At 54.5% G+C, this 23,707-nt stretch carries 24 protein-coding genes; 16 read left to right on the top strand and 8 right to left on the bottom strand.

From position 1 onward, the window contains the following. Window positions 1-76: 76 nt before the first annotated feature. The 3 genes from WFP70_RS09320 to mdtH form a co-directional block, all read right to left on the bottom strand. A complete protein-coding gene (locus WFP70_RS09320) occupies window positions 77-640 on the bottom strand; it encodes a lipoprotein (RefSeq protein ID WP_034820132.1) in 564 nt (187 codons plus the stop codon). A 110-nt stretch (window positions 641-750) separates the two neighbouring features. Further along, window positions 751-1,398 (bottom strand): glutaredoxin 2, encoded by a 648-nt coding sequence (gene grxB, locus WFP70_RS09315; RefSeq protein ID WP_058959598.1) that lies wholly within the window; start codon window positions 1,396-1,398, stop codon window positions 751-753. 91 nt (window positions 1,399-1,489) lie between these two features. Next, entirely contained in the window at window positions 1,490-2,692 is a 1,203-nt protein-coding gene (gene mdtH / locus WFP70_RS09310) for a multidrug efflux MFS transporter MdtH (protein WP_337023204.1), read from the bottom strand. Window positions 2,693-2,936: 244 nt separating this feature from the next. Between mdtH and rimJ the strand changes: the two genes are divergently transcribed. From rimJ to murJ, 4 genes are all read left to right on the top strand, one after another. Further along, window positions 2,937-3,530 (top strand): ribosomal protein S5-alanine N-acetyltransferase, encoded by a 594-nt coding sequence (rimJ, locus tag WFP70_RS09305; protein WP_034820126.1) that lies wholly within the window; start codon window positions 2,937-2,939, stop codon window positions 3,528-3,530. 12 nt (window positions 3,531-3,542) lie between these two features. Beyond that, window positions 3,543-4,184, top strand: a complete 642-nt coding sequence (locus WFP70_RS09300; protein WP_034820121.1) for a DUF480 domain-containing protein — start codon at window positions 3,543-3,545, stop codon at window positions 4,182-4,184. Window position 4,185: 1 nt separating this feature from the next. Continuing rightward, the gene (locus tag WFP70_RS09295; protein ID WP_337023205.1) at window positions 4,186-5,106 is read left to right on the top strand and encodes a Gfo/Idh/MocA family protein; all 921 of its coding nucleotides are present in this window, start codon (window positions 4,186-4,188) and stop codon (window positions 5,104-5,106) included. A gap of 121 nt (window positions 5,107-5,227) precedes the next feature. Next, a complete protein-coding gene (gene murJ / locus WFP70_RS09290) occupies window positions 5,228-6,766 on the top strand; it encodes a murein biosynthesis integral membrane protein MurJ (protein WP_097119606.1) in 1,539 nt (512 codons plus the stop codon). Window positions 6,767-6,797: 31 nt separating this feature from the next. Here murJ and flgN read toward each other — a convergent pair whose 3' ends face one another. The 3 genes from flgN to flgA form a co-directional block, all read right to left on the bottom strand. After that, on the bottom strand, window positions 6,798-7,229 hold the full coding sequence (gene flgN, locus WFP70_RS09285) for a flagellar export chaperone FlgN (protein ID WP_058959595.1): 432 nt from the start codon (window positions 7,227-7,229) through the stop codon (window positions 6,798-6,800). A gap of 5 nt (window positions 7,230-7,234) precedes the next feature. Further along, the gene (gene flgM, locus WFP70_RS09280; RefSeq protein ID WP_034830662.1) at window positions 7,235-7,543 is read right to left on the bottom strand and encodes a flagellar biosynthesis anti-sigma factor FlgM; all 309 of its coding nucleotides are present in this window, start codon (window positions 7,541-7,543) and stop codon (window positions 7,235-7,237) included. A gap of 105 nt (window positions 7,544-7,648) precedes the next feature. After that, on the bottom strand, window positions 7,649-8,308 hold the full coding sequence (gene flgA, locus WFP70_RS09275; RefSeq protein WP_058959594.1) for a flagellar basal body P-ring formation chaperone FlgA: 660 nt from the start codon (window positions 8,306-8,308) through the stop codon (window positions 7,649-7,651). 153 nt (window positions 8,309-8,461) lie between these two features. On the opposite strand from flgA, the gene flgB reads away from it, so the two are divergent. From flgB to flgL, 11 genes are all read left to right on the top strand, one after another. Beyond that, the gene (gene flgB / locus WFP70_RS09270) at window positions 8,462-8,875 is read left to right on the top strand and encodes a flagellar basal body rod protein FlgB (RefSeq protein ID WP_034830667.1); all 414 of its coding nucleotides are present in this window, start codon (window positions 8,462-8,464) and stop codon (window positions 8,873-8,875) included. A gap of 2 nt (window positions 8,876-8,877) precedes the next feature. Then, window positions 8,878-9,282, top strand: a complete 405-nt coding sequence (gene flgC, locus WFP70_RS09265; RefSeq protein WP_034830669.1) for a flagellar basal body rod protein FlgC — start codon at window positions 8,878-8,880, stop codon at window positions 9,280-9,282. Window positions 9,283-9,294: 12 nt separating this feature from the next. After that, window positions 9,295-9,969 (top strand): flagellar hook assembly protein FlgD, encoded by a 675-nt coding sequence (gene flgD, locus WFP70_RS09260; protein ID WP_337023206.1) that lies wholly within the window; start codon window positions 9,295-9,297, stop codon window positions 9,967-9,969. 25 nt (window positions 9,970-9,994) lie between these two features. Further along, a complete protein-coding gene (gene flgE, locus WFP70_RS09255) occupies window positions 9,995-11,215 on the top strand; it encodes a flagellar hook protein FlgE (RefSeq protein ID WP_337023207.1) in 1,221 nt (406 codons plus the stop codon). Between the two features lie 20 nt (window positions 11,216-11,235). Beyond that, a complete protein-coding gene (locus WFP70_RS09250) occupies window positions 11,236-11,994 on the top strand; it encodes a flagellar basal body rod protein FlgF (protein WP_034830676.1) in 759 nt (252 codons plus the stop codon). A 17-nt stretch (window positions 11,995-12,011) separates the two neighbouring features. Next, window positions 12,012-12,794: a flagellar basal-body rod protein FlgG gene (flgG, locus tag WFP70_RS09245; protein ID WP_034830678.1), complete on the top strand. Its 783-nt coding sequence runs from the start codon at window positions 12,012-12,014 to the stop codon at window positions 12,792-12,794. Between the two features lie 61 nt (window positions 12,795-12,855). Continuing rightward, complete coding sequence (locus tag WFP70_RS09240; RefSeq protein ID WP_034830679.1) at window positions 12,856-13,566, top strand: flagellar basal body L-ring protein FlgH; 711 nt, start codon at window positions 12,856-12,858, stop codon at window positions 13,564-13,566. 11 nt (window positions 13,567-13,577) lie between these two features. Next, window positions 13,578-14,684, top strand: a complete 1,107-nt coding sequence (locus WFP70_RS09235) for a flagellar basal body P-ring protein FlgI (protein WP_166931829.1) — start codon at window positions 13,578-13,580, stop codon at window positions 14,682-14,684. After that, window positions 14,684-15,625, top strand: a complete 942-nt coding sequence (gene flgJ / locus WFP70_RS09230; RefSeq protein ID WP_337023208.1) for a flagellar assembly peptidoglycan hydrolase FlgJ — start codon at window positions 14,684-14,686, stop codon at window positions 15,623-15,625. Before WFP70_RS09235 ends, flgJ begins: the two co-directional genes overlap by 1 nt. A gap of 118 nt (window positions 15,626-15,743) precedes the next feature. Further along, on the top strand, window positions 15,744-17,390 hold the full coding sequence (flgK, locus tag WFP70_RS09225; RefSeq protein ID WP_160868229.1) for a flagellar hook-associated protein FlgK: 1,647 nt from the start codon (window positions 15,744-15,746) through the stop codon (window positions 17,388-17,390). A 21-nt stretch (window positions 17,391-17,411) separates the two neighbouring features. Further along, window positions 17,412-18,374, top strand: a complete 963-nt coding sequence (gene flgL, locus WFP70_RS09220) for a flagellar hook-associated protein FlgL (protein ID WP_160868228.1) — start codon at window positions 17,412-17,414, stop codon at window positions 18,372-18,374. 310 nt (window positions 18,375-18,684) lie between these two features. On the opposite strand, the gene rne is transcribed toward flgL, so the two are convergent. Then, window positions 18,685-22,170, bottom strand: a complete 3,486-nt coding sequence (gene rne / locus WFP70_RS09215; protein WP_337023209.1) for a ribonuclease E — start codon at window positions 22,168-22,170, stop codon at window positions 18,685-18,687. Window positions 22,171-22,234: 64 nt separating this feature from the next. Beyond that, window positions 22,235-22,441, bottom strand: a complete 207-nt coding sequence (locus tag WFP70_RS09210; protein ID WP_141399045.1) for a hypothetical protein — start codon at window positions 22,439-22,441, stop codon at window positions 22,235-22,237. A 302-nt stretch (window positions 22,442-22,743) separates the two neighbouring features. Here WFP70_RS09210 and rluC point away from each other — a divergent pair, with 302 nt between their 5' ends. Beyond that, window positions 22,744-23,700 (top strand): 23S rRNA pseudouridine(955/2504/2580) synthase RluC, encoded by a 957-nt coding sequence (gene rluC, locus WFP70_RS09205; protein WP_097119613.1) that lies wholly within the window; start codon window positions 22,744-22,746, stop codon window positions 23,698-23,700. The last annotated feature ends 7 nt before the right edge of the window (window positions 23,701-23,707 follow it).

Here is a 23,707-nt window from a genome sequence, read left to right as displayed (position 1 = left end):
AAGGGTGTGAGCAACCGTTTGCACGGGATTTTATTGCCGGAAACAAAAACCGCACCCGAAGATGCGGTGGTTGAGGTTAATCCGTAAACGGAATCACCAACTGTCCCGGCTTCACTTCAATGCCTTTAGCAAATTTCTTCGCCAGCGCTTCGCCTTTGCTCCGATCTTCGCTCAGCACATAGGCGGGCTTCTCATTGAAGTAGCGTTTGAGTGATTCATTCAGATAAGGCGTCAGCGTTTTCATGATGGATGCCATCTTTTCTGGCTGAACCTGCGCATCGACAATTTCAATATCATGCAAATAAATCGCGCCTTCCTGAGCATTGAAAATCGGCTGAGCTTTCATCTTCAACTGCATTTCAGCCTGCTGTGGGCCAAACAGCGAACTGACATTGATGTTCGCTTTGCCGGACAAAGTAATCTTGCCGGGCTCCTCACGACCAATCTGGCTGTTGAGATCGCTCAGCACAATATGTGCATTCACTAATCCGGACACGCCGATGTCTTTTTCGAAGTTATTACGCTTCTGCAGCGCCTGATTCACTTCCTGTTCGCTGATGGTGTATTGCGTCAATTGGTTGCAGCCGCTCAATAGCACGGCTAAAAACAGGGCCAGCAGCCCAGACATCGCCTTTTTCATAGTTCCTCATCCTGAACGATACGGCAAAACAGCCATAGCCTGCCTGAAACCGGGCCAGGTGTCACCAGGAGAGGGATGAGAAACGCCGCAGCGTTTCTCATCGGACGGGGCTATGCCGCGATGGAAGAGAGCAGGTTAATCTGGGTTTGCTTCGCCATATTGTCGCGGTAATCCGCTACGCGACTCGGCCATTCGATGCCAGCCACTAAGGTGAGCGAACGCAGGAGCGGAAACAGATTGATATCGTCTTCAGACAGTTCGCCATTCACGGCATTGGGTTTGACGATGAGCTTATCGAGTTGACGCAGGTCATCACTGATGTTTTTTATCAGCCCGGGCGCGTGTTTACGCAGCTCAGTGAAATCTCCGACGCTGGCCTGTTTTTTCTCACGGAAGTAACTCCGCGCTTCCGGCGTGGCAAATTCCGCAAACGAGGCATCAGCGATGCGCGGAATCAGCAGCTTATTGATATAGCCGTTAACGCGGCGCAGCCATTCGCTGATGGCGGGGTTGTTTTTGCCATTAAGCAGCGGCTCGCGATCCTGCTTATCCACCAATCGGACAATGTCCATACTCTCTGGCATCGCACTGCCATCGGCTTTTTGCAGAATGGGGGCCATCTTCTGCCCGATGAGTTTTTTTGGCATCTGCTCATCGTCATTGAGCATAACGATCAATTCAACCGGCAGGTTCTTTAAGCCAAAAATCATGCGTGCTTTCACGCAGAAAGGGCAGTGATCGTAGATGTAGAGTTTCATCCCGTTTCTCCTGTGTAAATCTGAGGGTGACAAAGGTCACCCTTTTTCCGGACGTGCGGGAAGTATGGAAGAGATCCTCCGAAGGGGCAAACTAGCTGCTGAAGATGATCGGTGCCACCGGGCGCGGCTGGAACTGCCACCACAATGCCAGCAGAGTGATGATGCCAACGCTGCTCAGCAACATCCAGGGCAGTTCAGGCAGAGCCAATTGCTGGCCCATGTCGAACATCCACCCACCACCGGAGTAGCCAATCAGACCGCCGATGGCCAGACCTAAACGACTGAATCCCATGTAACTGCCCCGCGCGCGTGAACTGGCCAACGATGCGCTGAGCGTCTCGCGTGCCGGTTCAGCGATGATGGACCCCAGGTAGAACACGCCGATTAACAAAAACAGCGAAGGGAGAGATTGGGTCATGCCGACAGGCAGCAGGCTAAAGGTCATCAGGAATAAACCCGCCATAAGCCGGGTTTCCAGGCGGAAGCGTTTTTCGCTCCAGCGGGCCAGCGGATAGAGCAGGCTGAGCGACAGCATGGCTTCGATGGCGTACATCCATTTCACGGCGGCGGGCGCACCAGCCACCTGATTCACCATCACCGGCAGCATCAGCATGACCTGCACGGCCAGAATATAGTAGCCGGTCAACGTCAGCACATAGAGGCGAAAACGTTTATCCTGCCAGACACGCTGCATACCTTCGCGCACCGCAATGCGTTCCGTTGAGATGCGCCACGCCGGTAGCCACACGGCGTTAAATATCGCCGCAGCGACAAACACCGCTGCACCCACCCAGCACACCAGGCGGAAATCCCACGCCAGCAACCAACTGCCAATCAGCGCCCCTAGCACCGCTCCCGCGCTGTCCTGCATCATCAGCAGCGAGAAGAAGCGACCGCGTTCACGAGCGCGCACCAGTTTTACCACCATGGCGCTGCGGGGCGGGTCAAACAAGGTGCCACCGAGGCCGGAAAGCAAACAGGCCAGCCACAGCATCCAGGGTTGATGCGCCAGCGCCATGCAGGCAAATCCAGCTGCGCGCATTAGCATGCCCGTCACAATCAGCGGACGTGCGCCAAAACGGTCCGCAATCGCGCCGCCGAAAATGCCTAGCCCCTGCTGTACAAATTGACGCAAACCCAGCGCGATACCCACCATTAACGCCGCCCAGCCCAGTTGCTCAACGAAATGGATAGAAATCAGTGGAAATACCACGAAAAAGCCTAACACCACCAACATGTTATCGACTAAGAGGAATGTTTTACCGAGGCGTCGTGCCCGCGCTACCCGAGACATGCTTAATCCTGAGCAAGAGAAGAGAAAAGTGACCAGTTGGTCTATTTTCCGCCTGCGCTGACGGGAAAGACAGCGTATCCAGGATGATATTTTTTCATCGAATCCGCAGAAAAATTAATCCTGGATAAGGATGAATTGCGTGGCAGGGTCTTGAGGGTTTTACCGTAGTGAAAGGGACGGTTATAGTGAGAAGTATCGCCTCAGGCGTACATCTTTCTTAAAGTTATGGATTTCAGGAGTCATGATGTTTGGCTATCGTTCTGCTGGACCCCGCGTGCGCCTGACTACCGATCGTTTGGTGGTCCGTTTAGTTCACGAGCGCGATGCCTGGCGATTGGCAGATTATTATGCAGAGAACCGCGTCTTCCTCAAACCCTGGGAGCCGGTGCGCGACGAAAGCCACTGCTACCCCTCGGGCTGGCAGGCACGCCTTGGGCTGATCGCGGATATGCATAAACAGGGCTCTGCCTACTATTTTGTGCTGATGGACCCGGAAGAGCATGAAGTGCGCGGAGTGGCCAATTTTAGCAACGTGCTGCGCGGTTCATTTCACGCCTGTTACCTCGGTTATTCATTAGGCGAGAAGTGGCAGGGGCAAGGCATGATGTTTGAAGCGTTGCAGTCAGCGATTCGCTATATGCAACGACAGCAACGCATTCACCGCATTATGGCTAACTATATGCCGCATAATCAGCGCAGCGGTGATTTGCTGGCGCGTCTCGGATTCGAGAAAGAGGGTTATGCCAAAGATTACCTGCTGATTGATGGACGCTGGCAGGATCACGTGCTGACCGCGCTGACGTGGCAGGAGTGGACCGCGGATCGTCGTGGACAATAAAAGGAAAACCGCATGAAGATGGCTTTATCCGCGCAGGCGCTGCGTGTGATCGGTTGCCTGTTAGAGAAACAGGTCACCACTCCGGATCAATATCCGCTTTCCCTTAACGGCGTGGTCACCGCCTGTAATCAAAAATCCAACCGTGAACCGGTGATGAACCTGAGTGAAATGGAGGTGCAATCTCAGCTTGATGAGCTGGTGAAAAAGCATCTGGCCACCTCCAATAACGGGTTCGGTCAACGCGTCAGTAAGTATGAACAGCGCTTCTGTAACTCTGCATTCGGGAATTTGCAGCTTAACAGCGCAGAAGTGGCGGTGCTGACGCTACTGTTCTTACGCGGCGCACAGACGCCGGGTGAGCTGCGTACCCGCAGTGGACGTTTGCATGAGTTCAGCGATATGAATGAGGTCGAGCAAACGTTGAACGGCTTAATCACCCGTGATGACGGCCCGATGGTGGTGCGTCTGGCACGTGAGCCGGGTAAACGCGAAAGCCGTTATATGCATCTGTTCGGCGGCGATGTGGCTGAAGCACCCGCCGCGAGCACGGATGAGATGGACAGTGAAGATTTGGTCAGCCGGGTTGCGCAGTTGGAACAACAGGTGGCTCAGCTGCAATCCCAGCTGGAGCACCTGTTGCAGAAGGAGCAATAACATGACGCTACGTATCGGTATTGTTGGATTAGGCGGCATCGCGCAGAAAGCCTGGTTGCCCGTGTTGTCTCACGCCACCGAATGGCAACTGGCGGGGGCGTTTTCGCCGAGCCCGGCAAAAGCTCAGCCCATCTGCGACAGTTATCGCATGCCTTATTTCAATCAGCTGGACGCGCTGGCAGCCGCCAGTGATGCGGTCTTTGTGCACAGCAGCACCGCCAGTCATTTTGAAGTGGTGCAGGCGTTGCTGCTGGCGGGCAAAGATGTTTGCGTGGATAAACCATTAGCCGAAACCCTGCAGCAGGCGGAAGCGCTGGTGGCACTGGCAGAGAAGCGCAAACGTAAACTGATGGTGGCGTTTAATCGTCGCTTTGCGCCACGCTATCAACAGTTGAAAGCGGAAATGCCGCGAGCGGCTTCACTGCGTATTGAGAAGCATCGCGCGGATAGCGTGGGTCCAGGGGATTTGCGCTTTACTCTGCTGGATGACTACCTGCACGTGGTGGATACGGCGCTGTGGCTGGCAGGGGGCAAACTCACGCGTGAGCAGGGCTTTATTGAAACCAATGAGGAGGGGGCGATGCTGTACGCCGAACATCACTTCTCGGCGGGAGCGTTGCAAATCACCACCAGTATGCATCGTCGCGCCGGCACACAGCGCGAAGTGGTGAGCGCCATCTGCGACGGTGACTACATCGAAATTAATGAGATGCGTGACTGGCAGCAGGAGAACCTCGGCGGCTTACGTATAGACCCGGTAGCCTCCTGGCAAAGCCATCTTGCTCAGCGTGGTTTCAGCGGTGCGGCACAGCATTTTATCCAGTGCGTACAAAATCAGACGATGCCTGAAACCAGCGGTGAACAGGCGCTGGCGGCGCAGCGTCTGGTGGAAAAACTGTGGCGCGATGCCGAACAGGAATAACCCCTTGTAACACTCAATGCTGGTCATTTCCCGCAGTGGCAGTAGACTATCGCCGGACATCAGCAGATGTCCGCGCTAAGTTGCTCATTTATCCGACACTTTTCAGGATGCGCCACTCAAAATGAATTTGTTGAAATCGCTGGCTGCGGTCAGTTCGATGACCCTTTTTTCCCGCGTGCTGGGCTTTGCCCGTGATGCCATAGTGGCACGCGTTTTCGGTGCCGGTATGGCCACCGATGCCTTCTTCGTGGCCTTTAAACTGCCCAATTTGCTGCGCCGTATCTTTGCGGAAGGCGCCTTTTCTCAGGCGTTTGTGCCCATTCTTGCCGAATACAAAAGCAAGCAGGGCGAAGAGGCCACACGCGTATTTGTGGCCTACGTTTCCGGTTTGCTGACGCTGGTGCTGGCGGTGGTGACGGTGCTCGGCATGATTGCCGCGCCCTGGGTGATTATGGTCACTGCGCCCGGATTTGCTGATACCGCCGATAAATTCGCGCTGACCAGTTCGCTACTACGCGTTACCTTTCCTTATATTCTGCTGATCTCCCTGGCGTCGCTGGCCGGTGCGATACTCAACACCTGGAATCGCTTCTCGGTTCCGGCATTTGCGCCGACGTTATTAAACATCAGCATGATTGGCTTTGCGGTGTTTGCTGCCCCGCATTTCCATCCACCGGTGATGGCGCTGGCATGGGCTGTGGTGGTCGGTGGGGTGTTGCAACTGTTCTACCAACTGCCGCACTTGAAGAAAATCGGCATGCTGGTGTTGCCGCGCCTCAACCTGCGTGACGCCGGCGTATGGCGCGTCATGCGCCAAATGGGACCGGCGATTCTTGGCGTATCGGTGAGCCAAATATCCCTGATCATCAACACCATTTTCGCCTCATTCCTCGTCTCGGGTTCAGTGTCGTGGATGTACTATGCTGACCGTTTGATGGAGTTCCCGTCGGGCGTATTGGGTGTCGCACTGGGCACGATTTTGCTGCCATCGTTAGCGAAGAGTTTCGCCAGCGGCAATCATGATGAGTACTCGCGTCTGATGGATTGGGGCCTGCGCCTCTGCTTCCTGTTGGCCCTGCCGAGCGCCGTTGCCCTCGGCATCCTCTCTGGCCCACTGACCGTGGCGCTGTTCCAGTACGGTAAATTCACCGCGTTCGATGCCGCCATGACGCAGCGTGCGCTGGTGGCGTATTCGGTAGGATTGATGGGGCTGATTGTGGTCAAAGTGCTGGCGCCCGGATTCTATTCGCGTCAGGACATTAAGACCCCGGTGAAGATTGCGATTGTGACGCTGATCATGACGCAGGTGATGAACCTGGCGTTTATCGGCCCGCTCAAACATGCCGGATTGTCGTTGTCGATTGGATTAGCGGCTTGTCTGAATGCCGCGCTGCTGTACTGGCAATTACGTAAACAGGATATCTTCCAGCCGCAGCCGGGTTGGTTTAGCTTCCTGGTGCGTCTGATGATTGCGGTTGTGGTCATGGCAGCAGCGCTGCTGGGCATTCTGCATGTGATGCCGGCCTGGGAAGAAGGGCAGATGTGGTGGCGGTTACTGCGTCTGGCTGCAGTCTGTGCTATTGGCGGTGGTGCTTACTTTGTCATGCTGGGTCTGTTGGGCTTCCGCCCGAGAGATTTTGCCCGCCGCACGCTGGCATAAAAAAATCCCGCCTCGGCGGGATTTTTCTTTATTAACCTTTGCGGCTGAGCGTCGACTGACCTTTGCCTAATCCATCGGGACCGTAAAACGCCTGAGTCTGGTGCGGTTTCAGTACCGAGAGCGCATCATTGGTGAAGCTGATTTGATGCTGCAGCAGAATACCGTTATGAGTGTTGGTATCGCGCAAACGGCGGGTATGCTGCTGAATGCTCTGCCAGCGGCGTTCACGATCGCTGTGACCATCATAGGGCGCCTGAGTACCGAGTGATTTTTCGGTATTTCGGCGCATGTCGTCCAGATAATTCAACGTCGTCAGCAGCGCGCTTTTATCTTCTGATATGCGCTGCAACAGGTTGCCATTAACCTGGCCGGCAGACAGTTGCTGTTGCTCTTCATCCATCACCACAGTGAGTGAAGCCAGCACGTCTTGCATTTTATCTAAGGTGGTCAGCAGATTGTCCATTGGGATTAGTTACCCTCTAAATACGCCTTGGTATCGGCGATCAGCGCGTCGGCGATCTTACCGGTATCCATTTTCAGTTCGCCATTACGAATAGCGGTTTTCAGTTGTTCAACACGTGCAGTGTTGATGTCTTTGCTGCCCGGCTGCATTAACTGCGCCTGAGCCGTGCTCAACTTCACTTCGGCACCGCTTTCGCTGGTGCTGGCGTTGGTTGAAGCAGTAACGTTTTGGCGCACCTTGCCGTTGTTATCGTTGGTGTCGCGGGATTGTACAGTGCTCACCGGAATTAAAGGCTGCGTTCTGTCGATGCTCATGGTCGTGCTCCTGTAAGGTCAGCTGAGGGTCAGTCAACTGAGTCAGCATAGGGTAATGTCTTTGTTGATATCTCTATCGGCAGAACAACAAGGTTCTTTAACGCTTTATAGCGATATCAGAATATTCCCATCCGCGTCGACGCGCCCACTGACAACCTGACCATTTCCCATGCGCACGCGCACCATTTGTGCCGCGCTGGCGTTGTTCAGCGCACGTCCTTCGCTACTGGCATTAAACCCGTTTCCGCTGGCTACCACCATCACATTTTGTCCTGCTTTGACCCGCCAGGGCTGACGCAGCATCATCGCGGTCACCGGCTGTCCAGGCGGGATGTCGCGCAGCGCAATCGCATCGGCCACACTGTTGTTATCGAACAGGGCTCGCGGAGGCAGTTCATCCAGACGCCCGGTCTCGAGACGGAAATCATTCGGGTCGAGGGTACTGCCACGGGCGACCTGATGGCTGGCAACTAAATACTGACCGGTCACCTGTACCTGAACTTGCAGGAAACGACGATTCTGATCGCAACTGGCGGCAATGCTGAGATTACCCCACTGGCGGCTGTTGCCCGGCAGTTGTAACGCCGGAGCCTCGCAGGTCGGCCACTGCTCTTTGGGCGTGCGCACCACCACGGTCATCCCCGCGGCATGTTGCGGATCGCGCGCTTTAAAAAACTGCGTTAACTGTGCGGTCAGGTCCGCCGCATGAACGGGCAGCGCGAAGGCCAACAACAACGTGGCCAGCAAAGATAAAGAACTGCGCATAAACGCCTCCTGTCGAGAAGATGGCCTGAGTCTACTCTTCGCGCGAAAAATTCAATGTCAAAAATAGCCGTGATTTTTGCTGCTATTCAGACGATCACCCTTGCATTTGTCCACTTAAGCTGTCAGCTCGAAATTCTCATTCGCGGAGGAAGCATGCTCGACAAACTCGATGCCGCGCTGCGATTTGGTACAGAAGCGTTAAATCTGCGTGCTCAGCGCCAGGAAATCCTGGCGTCCAATATTGCCAACGCCGATACCCCGGGCTACCAGGCGCGGGATATCGACTTTGCCAGCCAGCTGAGCAAGGTGATGGAAAATGGTCGCGCGGAGGGGAGCAGCATGGCGCTGAAAGTCACCTCTTCACGCCACATCGCTGCTGAAACCAACTCTCAGCCATCCATGGACCTGATGTACCGCATTCCCGATCAACCTGCCGCGGATGGCAACACCGTGGATATGGATCGTGAACGTACGCAGTTTGCTGATAACAGCCTGAAATACCAAACCGATCTCACCCTCATCAGTAGCCAAATCAAAGGCATGATGAGCGTTCTGCAGGGGCAATAACCATGGCATTGCTGAATATTTTTGATATCGCCGGTTCTGCGATGACCGCGCAATCACAGCGCCTCAACGTCAGTGCCAGTAACCTGGCCAACGCCGATAGCGTCACCGGGCCGGATGGCCAGCCTTATGTGGCAAAACAGGTGATATTTCAGACCGATGCCGCCCCTGGCGCGGCGACCGGTGGCGTCAAAGTCGCGGGCGTGGTGAACGATCCTACCCCGGCCAAATTGGTGTATGACCCCGGTAATCCGATGGCGGATGAGAAGGGTTACGTCAAGATGCCAAACGTCGATGTCGTATCAGAAACCGTCAACACCATGTCAGCGTCCCGCAGTTATCAGGCCAACGTCGAAGTGTTGAATACGGTGAAATCAATGATGATGAAAACCCTGACGATGGGTCAATAACGGAGCACGAACATGAGCGTAGCAGTCGGCGTTAATGCCAATCTTGACCCAACGGTACTGAGTTCTTCCAGTTCAACAGGGACGGGAAACAGTGCTCAGGACTTGCAGAACCAGTTCCTGACCATGCTGGTGACGCAGTTGCAGAACCAGGATCCCACCAACCCAATGGACAACAGCCAGCTCACCACTCAGCTGGCGCAGATTAACACCCTGAGCGGCATTGAGAAGCTGAATACCACATTGGGTTCTATCTCTGGCCAGCTCACTACAAGCCAGTCACTGCAGAGTACGACGCTGATTGGGCATGGTGTGATGATTGATGGCAGCCAGATCCTGGTTGGTAGTGGTACCACGACACCATTCGGTGTGGAGTTAACTACCGCATCCACAGCGACCACGGCGACGATCAAGGACAGCAGCGGTACGGTGGTTCGTACCATTGATTTGGGTGCGCTGTCTTCCGGTGTACATACCTTCTCGTGGGACGGCACCGATGCAAATGGCGCTACCGTTGCAGACGGTAAATATTCAGTATCCATTGCAGCCAGCAATGGCACAACACAACTGGTGGCTCAGCCGCTCAACTATGCCTACGTCAATGGCGTGAGTACGGTCGATGACACCTCCAAACTGGATCTCGGCACCATGGGCTCCGCGACCCTCGATGAAATTCGTCAGATTCTCTGATTAACCTTTTAGCAGGAGAAATAATATGTCTTTTTCACAAGCGGTAAGTGGTCTGAGTGCTGCTTCCAGTAACCTCGACGTCATCGGTAACAACATTGCCAACTCCGCCACTGCCGGCTTCAAATCCAGCACCATCTCTTTTGCCGATATGTTCGCCGGTTCAAACGTGGGTATGGGTACGAAAGTGGCTGCAGTCATCCAGAACTTCAACGATGGCACCACCACCACTACCAGCCGTGGTCTCGATGTGGCATTGAGCGGTAACGGTTTCTTCCGTATGACCGACTCCAGTGGAGCAGTTTATTATTCACGCAACGGTCAGTTTACTTTGGATGAGAACCGTAATCTGGTGAACACCCAGGGTCTCTCAGTAACCGGATATCCGGCCACAGGGACTCCACCGACAATTCAAACCGGTGCAAACCCGGTCGCGCTGAGTGTGCCTACCACTCAGATGTCAGCACGTGCCACAACGACTGCGACACAAGTAGCGAATTTGAACTCAACCAGTACTGCATTGGACGATACCGCATTTGATGCCTCCAACGTCGACACTTACAACGCCAAAAGTACGGTAACCGTGTATGACTCACAGGGTAATGATCATGCTTTGGATCTGTACTATGTGAAAACGGCTGATAACACCTGGAGTGTTCACGCTATTGATTCCACGACAGGAACAAGCGCTGGCGATTTTACAGCAGTGTTCGACTCTAGTGGCAAAATGACGAGCTTAGGCGGTGTGGCTGGAGCAACTTCAGTATCCCTGACCATCAACGGTTCTAATGGTGCCGCAGCAGGGCAGGCAATCACATTGAGCATGAGTGGTAGCCTGCAGCAGAACACCGGGACGACGACATTCGGCAACCCAACTCAGGATGGCTATGCGCCTGGCGATTTGACCAGCTACGCGATTAACGACGATGGCACTATCACAGGCACCTATTCCAACCAGCAGACTCAGTTGCTCGGTCAGATCGTGCTGGCTAGCTTCTCTAACCCTGAAGGTTTGAAGTCCGAAGGTGACAACGTCTGGTCAGCCACCAGCTCTTCCGGTCAGGCTGCTATTGGTCTTGCTAATACCGGTACTTACGGTTCGCTCACCTCTGGCGCGCTGGAAGCGTCTAACGTCGACATGAGCCAGGAATTGGTCAACATGATCGTGGCGCAGCGTAACTATCAGGCCAACGCCCAGACCATCAAAACGCAGGACCAGATTCTTAACACCCTGGTTAACTTACGTTAATTCGCTAACGGGATTGCATTATGGATCACGCAATATATACCGCGATGGGCGCCGCCAGTCAGACGATGGAACAACAATCGGTGACCGCCAGCAACCTCGCCAACGCCTCAACGCCGGGTTTCCGCGCCCAGCTCAACGCGTTGCGTGCGGTGCCGGTCAACGGCTGGTCGCTGCCGACGCGCACCTTAGTGGCTGCCTCAACGCCGGGTGCCGATATGACGCCAGGGGCGATGGACAACACCGGACGCCCGCTCGATGTGGCCGTACAGCAAGATGGCTGGCTGGCGGTGCGTACCGCTGACGGTTCTGAAGCCTATACCCGCAACGGCAATATGCAGATCAGCTCGACCGGTATTTTGACCATTCAGGGCAATCCCGTGATGGGCGATGGCGGTCCAATCGCCATTCCACAAGGCTCCGAACTGACCATCGCGGCTGACGGTACCATCACCTCGCGTAATGCGGGTGATGCACCGAACGCCACGGTGCAGATTGGCAAGCTGAAGCTGGTTAAGGCCACGGGCAAAGAGTTACAGCGTGGCGACGACGGCATGTTCCGTCCAACCCAAGCGACGCAGGCGACACGCGGTGCGGCTTTAGCTCCTGATGCAACGGTCGCGGTCATGCCAGGTGTGCTGGAAGGCAGTAACGTTAAGCCAGTGGAAACCATGGTCGACATGATCGCCAACGCCCGACGTTTCGAGATGCAGATGAAAGTCATCACTAACGTCGATGAAAACGAACAAAAAGCCAATCAACTGCTCAACATGAGCAGCTAAGGCGTAAGGAAAACAACATGATTCGTTCTTTATGGATCGCTAAAACCGGCCTTGACGCCCAGCAAACCAATATGGACGTCATTTCGAACAACCTTGCGAACGTTTCAACCAACGGGTTTAAACGTTCGCGTGCCGTGTTCGAAGATCTGATGTATCAGACGCTGCGTCAGCCGGGCACGCAGTCATCGGAACAGACCACATTGCCTTCAGGCTTGCAGATTGGTACCGGTGTGCGCCCAGTGACCACCGAGCGTCTGCATACCCAGGGCAACCTGTCGCAGACCAGCAACTCAAAAGACGTGGCAATCAACGGTCAGGGTTATTTCGAAGTGCAGATGCCAGATGGCACCTCATCTTATACCCGTGACGGTTCATTCCAGGTAGATCAGAACGGTCAGCTGGTGACCAACGCCGGCTATCCGGTTCAGCCTGGGATCACTATTCCGGCGAACGCCACCAGCATCACCATCTCGCGTGACGGTGTGGTGAGCGTGACGCAGCAGGGGCAGACCAACCCAGCGCAGGTGGGACAGTTGACGCTGAGCACCTTTATGAACGATGCGGGCCTCGATAGCCTGGGTGAAAACCTCTATCAGGAAACGCAGGCATCCGGTGCGGCGACGCAGAGTACGCCAGGGCAGAACGGCGCTGGTTTGCTGTATCAGGGTTATGTTGAAACCTCTAACGTCAACGTGGCGGAAGAGTTGGTCACCATGATTCAGACGCAGCGTGCTTATGAAATCAACAGCAAAGCGATCACCACCTCTGATCAGATGCTGCAGAAATTAACCCAGGTTTAATCTGGGGCCGTTGGGCCAGCCTGGCTGGCCCGATTAAGAACATGAATAAGGTCAGAACTCCGTGGCGAAGCAAGTGATTCTCAAGCCTGGGCATTGGTTAGTAGCCACGCTGCTACTGACATTAAACGGTTGTGCGTTAGTCCCGCGTACGCCTCTGGTGCAGGGTGCCACAACGGCAGAACCCACGCCTTCCGCACCGCCAGTGGTAAACGGTTCCATTTTCCAGGGCGTTGCGCCACTGAACTATGGCTATCAGCCGCTGTTCGAAGACCGCCGTCCACGTAACATTGGCGATACTCTGACGATTACGCTGCAAGAAAATGTCAGCGCCAGCAAAAGTTCTTCAGCCAATGCGAGTCGCGATGGCAGCAACAGCTTTGGCGTGAGCACTGTGCCAACCGGCCTGAGCGGTCTGGTCGGCGCCGCCGGTGAGAAAGCCGGACTGGATGCCAATGGCAAAAATGACTTCGCTGGCAAAGGTGGCGCAACGGCCAATAACACCTTTACCGGCACCATCACCGTCACCGTGAATCAGGTGTTGTCGAATGGCAACCTGCGCGTGGTCGGTGAGAAACAGATCGAAATTAACCAGGGAACCGAATTTATTCGCTTCTCCGGTGTGGTTAACCCACGCACCATCAGCGCCAGCAACGCCGTGTTGTCAACGCAGGTGGCCGATGCACGTATTGAGTATGTCGGAAACGGGTATATCAATGAGGCGCAAACCATGGGCTGGTTCCAGCGTTTCTTCCTGAACGTGTCGCCGATGTAATCGAGGTAATGATGAAAATGAACACTCTGCTGCGTCTGAGCCTGAGTCTGCTGCTCGGTGTCAGTTTGATGGCCCAGGCTGACCGCATTCGCGATCTGACATCCGTACAGGGCGTACGCGAAAACCAGCTGATCGGTTACGGCCTGGTGGTGGGACTTGATGGGACAGGTGACCAGACAACGCAAACCCCGTTTACCACCCAGACGGTAAGCAACATGCTGTCGCAGCTCGGTATCACCGTGCCCACCGGCACCAATATGCAGCTGAAAAACGTGGCGGCGGTTATGGTCACGGCAAAGCTGCCGTCGTTTGCGCGGCAGGGGCAGAATATTGACGTGGTGGTCTCTTCGCTGGGTAACGCCAAAAGCCTGCGCGGTGGCACGCTGTTAATGACGCCGATGAAAGGGGTTGATAACCAGGTGTACGCGCTGGCGCAGGGAAACATCCTCGTCGGTGGTGCGGGTGCATCAGCCGGCGGCAGCAGTGTGCAGGTGAACCAGCTTAACGGGGGTCGCATTACTGACGGAGCGACGGTGGAGCGTGAACTGCAAAGTAACTTTGGCAGCCAGAACACCATCAACCTGCAGCTGAATAATGAAGACTTCACCATGGCTCAGCGCATCGCTGATGCGATTAATAGCCGTGGTATGGGATCCGCTCAACCGCTAGATGCACGTACCGTGCAGATTCGTGTTTCGCCGAACAACAGTTCGCAAGTGCGCTTGCTGGCCGAAATCCAGAACATTGACGTTTCCGTGCCGATCGAAGATGCCAAGGTCATCATCAACTCGCGAACCGGTTCTGTGGTCATGAACCGTGAAGTCACACTGAACACTTGTGCTGTGGCACAGGGCAACCTGTCGGTAACGGTTAACCAACAGCAGAACGTCAGCCAGCCGAACACGCCTTTTGCTGGTGGACAGACGGTCGCTACCACCCAGACGTCAATCGATTTACGCCAGAGCGGTGGCGCGTTGCAGCATGTTAACTCCAGCGCCAATCTGAATAACGTGGTTCGTGCGCTGAATGCGTTGGGTGCGACACCAATTGAGCTGATGTCGATTCTGCAGTCGATGCAAAGTGCAGGCTGTCTGCGCGCCAAACTGGAAATCATCTGATGACCGATACGCAATCGCTGATGAGTGCGGCCTATGACAGCCGCTCACTGAACAACCTGAAACGCGAAGCAGCCGCCGACCCGAAAGGGAAGGCGCTGCAGGTGGCAAAACAGGTTGAGGGAATGTTCGTACAGATGATGTTGAAGAGCATGCGTGAAGCGTTGCCGCAGGATGGCATCTTCAGCAGCGACTCAACGAAGATGTACACCTCAATGTACGATCAGCAGATTGCGCAGGAAATCGGTAAACGCGGGCTGGGTATGGCGGATTTGATCGTCAAACAGATGCAGCCCGCGCAAGAGCCTGATGAAACCGCTGGCACGGTACCGATGAAGCTGGATAACAGCTTCATTTATAGCAATCTGCCTTCCAACCAACTGGAGCAGATGGTGCGCAAGGCCGTACCACGCCTGCCGGTGTCGCCGTCCAGTTTCCCAACGGATAGTAACGACTTTATTGCACAGCTGTCCCAACCCGCGCAGGCCGCGAGTCAGCAAAGTGGTATTCCTCATCACCTGATTCTTGCCCAGGCGGCACTGGAATCGGGCTGGGGACAACGCCAGATCCTGACGCGCGACGGCAAACCGAGTTACAACGTGTTTGGAATCAAGGCAGGTGGAGACTGGAAGGGCGCAACCACCGACATCATGACCACCGAATATGAAGGTGGCGTGGCGAAGAAAGTGCGTGCCACCTTCCGTGTGTATGGTTCCTACATGGAAGCACTCAGCGACTACGTCAAACTGCTGTCCAATAACCCGCGCTATGCCGCCGTTGCCAATGCTGCAACGCCGGAGCAGGGCGCACGAGCCCTGCAGGCAGCGGGCTACGCCACCGATCCGAAATATGCGCAGAAATTGGTGGGAATGATCCAACAATTCAAAAACATGGGCGAGAAAGTCGTGAAGGCGTACAGCCAGGATATCACCGATTTGTTCTGATTTTTTACCTCAAGTTTCACTTAAGCACGCCGATAACCATCATAAGCTGCGGGCGTTTTAGCCCGCCCAATCGCACTGATGACTGCCAGCCCGGTTAACGGGAAATAAAGGAACCGAGATGTCCAGCATAATTAACTCAGCGATGAGTGGGCTGAGCGCCGCACAGGCCGCATTAAGCACCACCAGTAACAACATCAGCAACTACACGGTAGCGGGTTACTCACGTCAGACCATCCTGCTTAGCCAGTCCAATAGTACGTTATCAGGCACCAGCTACTACGGTAACGGCGTTAATGTCACTGGTGTGCAGCGCGAATATGATGAGTTTATTACCGCGCAGTTACGCGGCTCCAGCGCTAACTACAGTGCAGTCAACACACAATATAATCAGATTTCCAATATCGATGATTTACTGTCGACGTCGACTACCAGCCTGTCGACTTCCATTCAAAGCTTCTTCACCAACGTGTCTAACGTGGTGAGCAATGCGAATGATCCATCAGCACGCCAGTCGATGCTGAGTTATGCGCAAGGTCTGGTCAATCAATTCCAGACCACGGCGCAATATCTGACAAGTATGCAAAACAGTGTTAACACGGATATCACATCGAGCGTTGACCAGATAAACACATATACCAGTCAGATTGCAGACCTTAATGTGCAAATTGCCAAACTAACCACGGCAAGCGGTGCGGCACCAAATGATTTATTGGACCAGCGTGATGAGCTAGTCAATAACCTGAACAATGTGGTTGGCGTGACTGTGTCGCAGCAGGATGGAAATTACATCGTATCCATGGGCAGCACGACATTGGTCAGCGGCAAAAATACCACCCAACTGGTAGCGATGCCATCCAGTAGTGATCCTTCACGCATTACCGTAGGTTATGTCGATAAGCTAGCGGGTAACGTGGAAATTCCTGAGAAGACACTGACGACCGGTTCATTAGGTGGGCTGTTAGCCTTCCGTACGCAAGACCTTGATACAGCACAGAATCAATTAGGCCAGTTGGCCGCAGCCTTCACCACCAGCTTCAATGCGGTGCAAACCGCAGGGTATGACAGTAACGGTAATCAAGGCACTGATTTCTTCACCATTGGCAGCCCAACGGTATTAAGCAACACCAAAAACACCGGTAGTGCAACGGTGACGGCTGAGTGGTCTGATAGCAGCGCATTGAAAGCATCGAACTACACGGTGAGTTATGACGGTACCAACTGGTCTGTAACGCGTATGTCAGACAACGTAAAAGTGACGGCGACACCCGGCACCGATGCCGATGGGAATACCACGCTGAGTTTTGATGGTCTCGATCTTACCGTAAGTGGAACTGCTCAGGCGAAAGACAGTTTCCTGGTCAAACCGGTGCAAAATGTTATCGGCGACATGTCGGTTGCCATCACTGATGAGTCGCAAATTGCTGCTGCATCCTCAGCGACCAGCGGTGAAAGTGACAATACCAATGCGCAGAAAATGTTGGATCTGCAGGATGCAAACCTGGTGAATGGCAACGCCACGCTGGCACAAGCCTATGCCACCATCGTGAGCACCGTTGGCAATAAAACCAGCACGCTGGAAACGGCTAGCACCACCCAGGAGAGTGTGGTGAGCCAATTGACCGACCGTCAACAATCCGTGTCTGGTGTTAACCTCGATGAAGAGTATGCCAACCTGACTAAATATCAGCAGTTTTACACGGCGAATGCCCAGGTATTGCAAACAGCGAACACGATTTTTAATGCGCTGATTGGCATCATGAGCTAAGTAGAGAGAGGATAAAAGCCCATGCGTCTTAGTACTAATATGATTTTCAACCAGCAGGTCCGCGGGATTACCGAGTCACAGGCATCCTGGTTGAAAGTGGGGCAGCAGCTTTCCAGTGGACTGCGCGTTAACACGCCATCAGACGATCCTATTGCTGCGGCAAGCTCAGTTGTGTTGGCGCAGTCACAAGCAAAAAGTAGTCAATATGCCACTGCGCGCACTTTTGCTACACAAAGTCTGTCGTTGGAAGAGAACACACTGCAAAGCGTCACCAATGGCATTATTGATGCGCAGTCCGCGCTTGTTGCGGCGTCAACCGGCACCTTGAGTGATGACGATCGTGCATCCTATGCCACTCAGCTTCAGGGCTTACGCGATCAGTTACTTGGCCTGGCGAACAGCAAAGATGCAAGCGGTCGTTATATCTTTGCCGGCTATAAAACAGAAGCTGAGCCGTTTAGCGATACCGGTACAGGCGTTACCTACGTCGGCGGAAGTGATGCCATCAGCCAGAAGGTGGATGACAGCCGCACGATGACGGTAGGAAACACCGGTGACTCTGTCTTTATGTCGATCACCAGCAATGCGAAAACTGAGCCTGACGGCAGCGCCAGTGAAACTAATTTGTTTAATATGTTGGATAGCGCCATTGCAGCACTGAAGGTGCCACAAGATGATGCCGATGATGCGACTAAGCAAGCATTCCAGGATGCAATGGATAAAACCAACCGCGGCCTGAGCAACTCTTTGAACAATGTGTTGGCGGTTCGCTCGGATGTCGGTATTAAACTCGACGAACTGGACACGCTGGATTCCCAAGGTGATACCAATGACACCATCATGGCGACTCAGATGAGTAATCTGGTGGAAGTGGATTACACCCAGGCTATCTCCAGCTACACCATGCAACAGACAGCACTGCAAGCGTCTTACAAGACCTTCACTGATATGTCGAAGATGTCACTGTTCCAGCTGAATTCATAAGATCTGACTTGAAAATTTGAGCGTGCTTAAACCGGGCGCGCTTAGTTTCTCCCACCGCCTTTTGGGGCCGTGGGATTTTTTTTGCCTGTCATTTCGTCGCACCGTTCATCGTACCTGGCACCTGCGGAGCCGCGGTCTGTTTGTGTACTCTGCCAGATCACCACCTCTTGGCTCCTGCCTCCTGCGGCGCAGCGGTCTGTTTGTCTACTCTGCCAGATCATCACCAGTCATTGCGGCAGAGCAGGATCGACAGGCAATAAAAAACCCCGAACCAGTCGGGGTTTTGTTAACGCTGATTAGCAACTAAGACTTAAACGCTTTCCGGACGTGTAGCCGGTGCCGTCGCCTGATGCGTGGCGCTATGGCCGCCCGCAGAGCCACGGCCTTCGAAGTCAAACGGTGGGCGAACCCAATCGCTGTGACGAACGACTTCTGGCTCCCATGCCGGAGCAGGTGCTTTGGTCATCGGCGCCGTGGCGTGGTGCTTCCAGCGGGTTTGAGCGTTGCTCACTGCGGTATCACGTGCAGCAACAGGAGCATGCGGCTCAGTAACCGGTGCAGCAGGCGCTTCAGCAGCCACGGGTGCAGCCAGTACTTCTTCCACTTGCTCTGCAACAGCAGGTTCAACTTCAGCGGGTGCTTGCTCAGCCGCTGCAACAGCAGGCTGAACTTCAGCAGGCGCTTGCTCAGCCACGGCTTCGCTGACCTGTGGTGCGGTAATTTCCGCAGCAGGGACTTCTTCAGCTGGTGTCACTTCAGTAGCAGAAACTGTTTCAGTCGATGCAGGCGCCGCAGCCGGTGCCACTTCAGACGATGCAGCAGCAACTTCCGTAGCGGGTGCAACTTCAGCCTGAATATCTTCAACGTCATTAGCGATGACCGTGTCAGCCGGTGCCGTTGTCACTTCATCGGCCGGTACGGCTTCAGCAGCGGTTTCTTGCGCAATCTGCTCAACAGCGGCAGAAATCACGGCAGGCTCTTCGTTAACAGGCGCAGCGACTGGGGTCAGGTCATCGGTGTTCACCACCGGCACTTCAGTGTGTGCTTGTGGTTCAGACTGATGAACAGCCTCTTGCGCTGCTGGCTGAGCAACTTGTTCTGCTGCTGCCGCAACCGGCAGTGCGTCCGTTTCACCGGTATGTTGATAGCTGTAATCAGGCATTTCGTTCAGCGCTTCCTGAGAGGAGAACTGATCGTGGGCCTGAGCAACCGGGTAGGTAATCCAGACTTTGCCGGATGCCATCTCTGGAGAAGAGGCAGCCGATTCCAGCGGCATGGCAGATTGGGTTGGGTAACGCTCATCACGGTAGCGACGACGACGTTGGCCGCTCACGCGCAGATGACGTGGTGAACGACGTGAGCGACGCGGCATGTTGGCGCTATCACGGTTCTCGTTATCATCCTGTTCATCCTGAGCGACTTCAGATTGCTCATTGAATGCAGTGCGCTGTGCATTTTCCACAACCGCTTCCGTGGCTGCTGGTGCTGGGATGGCTGCCGCCACTTCGCCAGTATCACCCACGCGCACGCGCTGGGTCAGTTGACGCTGTTTACGGCGTGGCATGACCTGCACACGTTCTTCTTCCTGCGCAACGTTTTCATCAGTGATTTCGGTCTGAGCAACGGTTTCAGCGGCTTTTTGATCCTGCTGCTGATTACGTTTCTCATCCTGACGACGACGCTGGCGTTCAGCTCGCTGCTCACGACGCTGTTGCTGCTGCTCATCACGCTGCTGCAGCTGCTCATCGGTCAGCGCTGGACGTTCACCACGAGGCTCGTTCTGACGCTTGTTACGGCGATTGTCCTGATTGTCACGCGGCTCGCGGGCTTCACGTGGTTCACGCGATTCGCGTGGCTCACGTGCTTCACGCGGTTCACGGCCTTCGCGACCCTGAGCATTTTCTCCGTTGCGCGGAGTGCGATCGCGACGATTATTGCTACGACGGTTGTTACGGCGGTCACCACGCTGCTGATTATTCTCACTTTCAGCGGCTTTCTCTTCTGGTTTAGCTTCAACAGGTGCAGCAGCAGGCGTATCGCCAGCAAACAGTTTTTTCAAACCGCCCAACAGGCGAGCGACAAAGCCAGTGCTGGCAACGGCAGGCGCCGCAGCGGCAGCTGCCGGTTTCGCATCCGCTTTAACCGCACTACGGCTCTCTTTTTCCACTTCAACCGGCGCAGGCGGCGCATCAGGCATCACAAAGGCGGCCAGGGCTGGCTGCTCAGGACGACGACGTTCGGCATGCTCTTCTTCCGAAGGCAGCGCCATTTCGGCTTCATGCAGTTTCGGCAGGTGGTAAGACAGTGTCTGCGTCTCTTCGCCTTTGCGCACGCGCAGCACAGAGTAATGTGGCGTTTCCATCTGATCGTTTGGCACGATGATGGCACGCACGCCACCCTGGCGTTTCTCGATCGCACTGACTGCATCACGTTTTTCGTTCAGCAGGTAAGAGGCGACGGGAACCGGTACAATCGCATGCACTTCTTTGGTGTTGTCTTTCAGCGCTTCTTCTTCAATCAGACGCAAGATAGACAGCGAGAGCGATTCGTTATCGCGGATGGTGCCGGTGCCGCTACAGCGTGGGCAGACGTGATGGCTGGATTCACCCAATGATGGGCTAAGACGCTGACGCGACATTTCCAGCAGACCGAAACGCGAAATGTGACTGATTTGAATGCGTGCACGATCCTGACGAACCGCTTCACGCAGACGGTTTTCAACCGCGCGCTGGTGTCGAACCGGTGTCATGTCGATGAAGTCGATGACAATCAGGCCGCCGAGGTCGCGCAGGCGCAACTGACGAGCGATTTCATCAGCCGCTTCGAGGTTAGTATTGAATGCCGTCTCTTCGATGTCGCCACCGCGTGTTGCACGGGCGGAGTTGATATCGATGGCGGTCAGCGCTTCGGTGCTATCGATAACAATTGAGCCACCGGAAGGCAAGCGCACTTCGCGCTGGAATGCCGATTCAATCTGCGACTCAATTTGGTAGTGGCTGAACAGCGGAATTTCACCGGTGTACAGTTTGATTTTGCTGCTGAAGTCAGGGCGTCCGAGCGCAGCAATATGCTGACGGGCCAGCTCCAGCACTTTCGGGTTATCGATGAGAATCTCACCAATATCCTGACGCAGATAGTCGCGGAAGGCACGTACAATGACGTTGCTTTCCTGATGGATCAGGAACGGGGCAGGGCGGCTATCAGCGGCTTTTTTGATCGCTTCCCAGTGCTTCAGTCGGAAACTCAGGTCCCACTGCAGCGATTCGGCAGATTTTCCAACGCCTGCGGTACGCACGATCAAACCCATACCGTCTGGCAGTTCCAGTGCGGACAGCGCTTCCTTCAGTTCGGTGCGATCGTCACCTTCAATACGGCGGGAAATCCCCCCGGCACGCGGGTTATTCGGCATCAGGACTAAATAGCTACCGGCCAGAGAAATGAAGGTGGTTAAGGCTGCACCTTTATTTCCACGCTCCTCTTTATCGATTTGCACGATAACTTCCTGACCTTCACGCAACACCTCTTTGATGTTAGGACGGCCATGTGCGTTGTAATTAGCAGGGAAGTATTCGCGGGAAATTTCTTTCAGAGGGAGGAAACCGTGGCGTTCAGCACCGTAATCGACAAATGCCGCTTCGAGGCTGGGTTCAACACGGGTGATTTTACCTTTGTAGATATTGGCTTTTTTCTGCTCGTGTCCGGGGCTTTCGATATCCAGATCGTACAGACGTTGGCCGTCAACAAGGGCAACGCGCAACTCTTCCTGCTGAGATGCGTTAATTAACATTCTTTTCATCGTGACTTACTCGTTATTCTCACATGAGTGATGTAGCTGCGGGCATCGTTACCCTGGACGAGAATCAACCGATGGCCCCGTGTCTTAATGCACTGACGTCAACCTCACGGCTGTCGTCGGCTAAAGGGGCGCAAATCTTGTCGGTGGCCTGTTTTTCATAAGGAAAAACAGCGCCTGAAGGTGGAATAGCTATAGAAAATTCAGAAATCCACACATCCCAGTCTGTCGTCCAGGCTGCAACCCGCAGCCCGCTAAGTGCCTGATTTAACATTACGTCTTACGCCATTGCTGCGTGTCCGTTCAATCCGGCAAAATGACTTATTTCGCTCTTTTTTCCTGCCTGAATTTTTCCAGGGCAGAAACCCCTGCATTATTCCATTGCTCACTCACATATAGCAAGGCGACTTTTGCCGAGCTGTGAAGTTTGTGCATCCTTAACCTGTTCATTTGCAGGGCTTAACATCGCATCGGTGAAAAAGTCATCATTATGACCTTTTGTCCGCGCGACAAAGAGAGAGTTAAGCACAGAAAAAGGGGTGGCGCTATCCAGGGACACTATTTAGAATCGCCGCCATGAAAACAGAGAATCCCGGCGTACTTTATGTCGCCATTACGGCTGAAAATGCCGAACAACGTATTGATAACTTTTTGCGCACTCAGCTCAAGGGCGTGCCGAAAAGTATGATTTATCGCATCTTGCGTAAAGGCGAGGTGCGCGTGAATAAAGGACGCGTGAAACCCGAGTATAAGCTGCAGGTGGGGGATGAAGTGCGCATTCCGCCAGTGCGTGTGGCCGAGCGTGAAGAGCAGGCGGTATCACCGAAACTCGATAAGGTTGCCGCGCTGGCGAACGCCATTCTGTATGAAGACGATCATCTGCTGGTGCTGAACAAGCCATCGGGTACCGCCGTTCACGGGGGTAGCGGTCTTAGCTTTGGTGTGATTGAAGGTCTGCGCGCGCTGCGTCCTGAAGCCCGTTTCCTCGAACTGGTACATCGTCTTGACCGCGACACTTCCGGTATCTTGCTGGTGGCAAAAAAACGTTCTGCGCTGCGTTCGCTGCATGAGCAGTTACGTGAAAAGGGCATGCAGAAAGATTATCTGGCGCTGGTGCGCGGTGACTGGCCTTCACATTTGAAAGCGGTGCAGGCACCGTTGCTGAAAAATATTTTGCAAAGCGGTGAGCGCGTGGTGCGTGTCAGTGCGGAAGGCAAGCCCTCCGAGACCCGTTTCAAAGTGGAAGAGCGTTTTGGTTTCGCCACTCTGGTAAAAGCCAGTCCGGTGACCGGGCGCACGCACCAGATCCGTGTGCACACGCTGCATGGCGGCCATCCTATCGCTTTTGACGATCGCTATGGCGATCGGGACTTTGATCGTCAGCTCGCGTCAACGGGCCTGGCGCGGTTGTTCCTGCATGCTGCAGCGCTGACCTTTACCCATCCGAATACCGGGGAAGTCCTGCGAATGGAAGCGCCGCTGGATAATGCGCTGAAACACTGCCTGGCGCAGTTGCGTCAGAAAAAAGCCTGATTTTCCG

The sequence above is a fragment of the Pantoea sp. USMM079 genome, assembly GCF_037153115.1.
GTDB classification, from domain to species: domain Bacteria; phylum Pseudomonadota; class Gammaproteobacteria; order Enterobacterales; family Enterobacteriaceae; genus Pantoea; species Pantoea communis.
The sequence above is the reverse complement of the archived record's forward strand: the minus strand, read 5'-3'. Positions and strand labels throughout refer to the sequence as shown.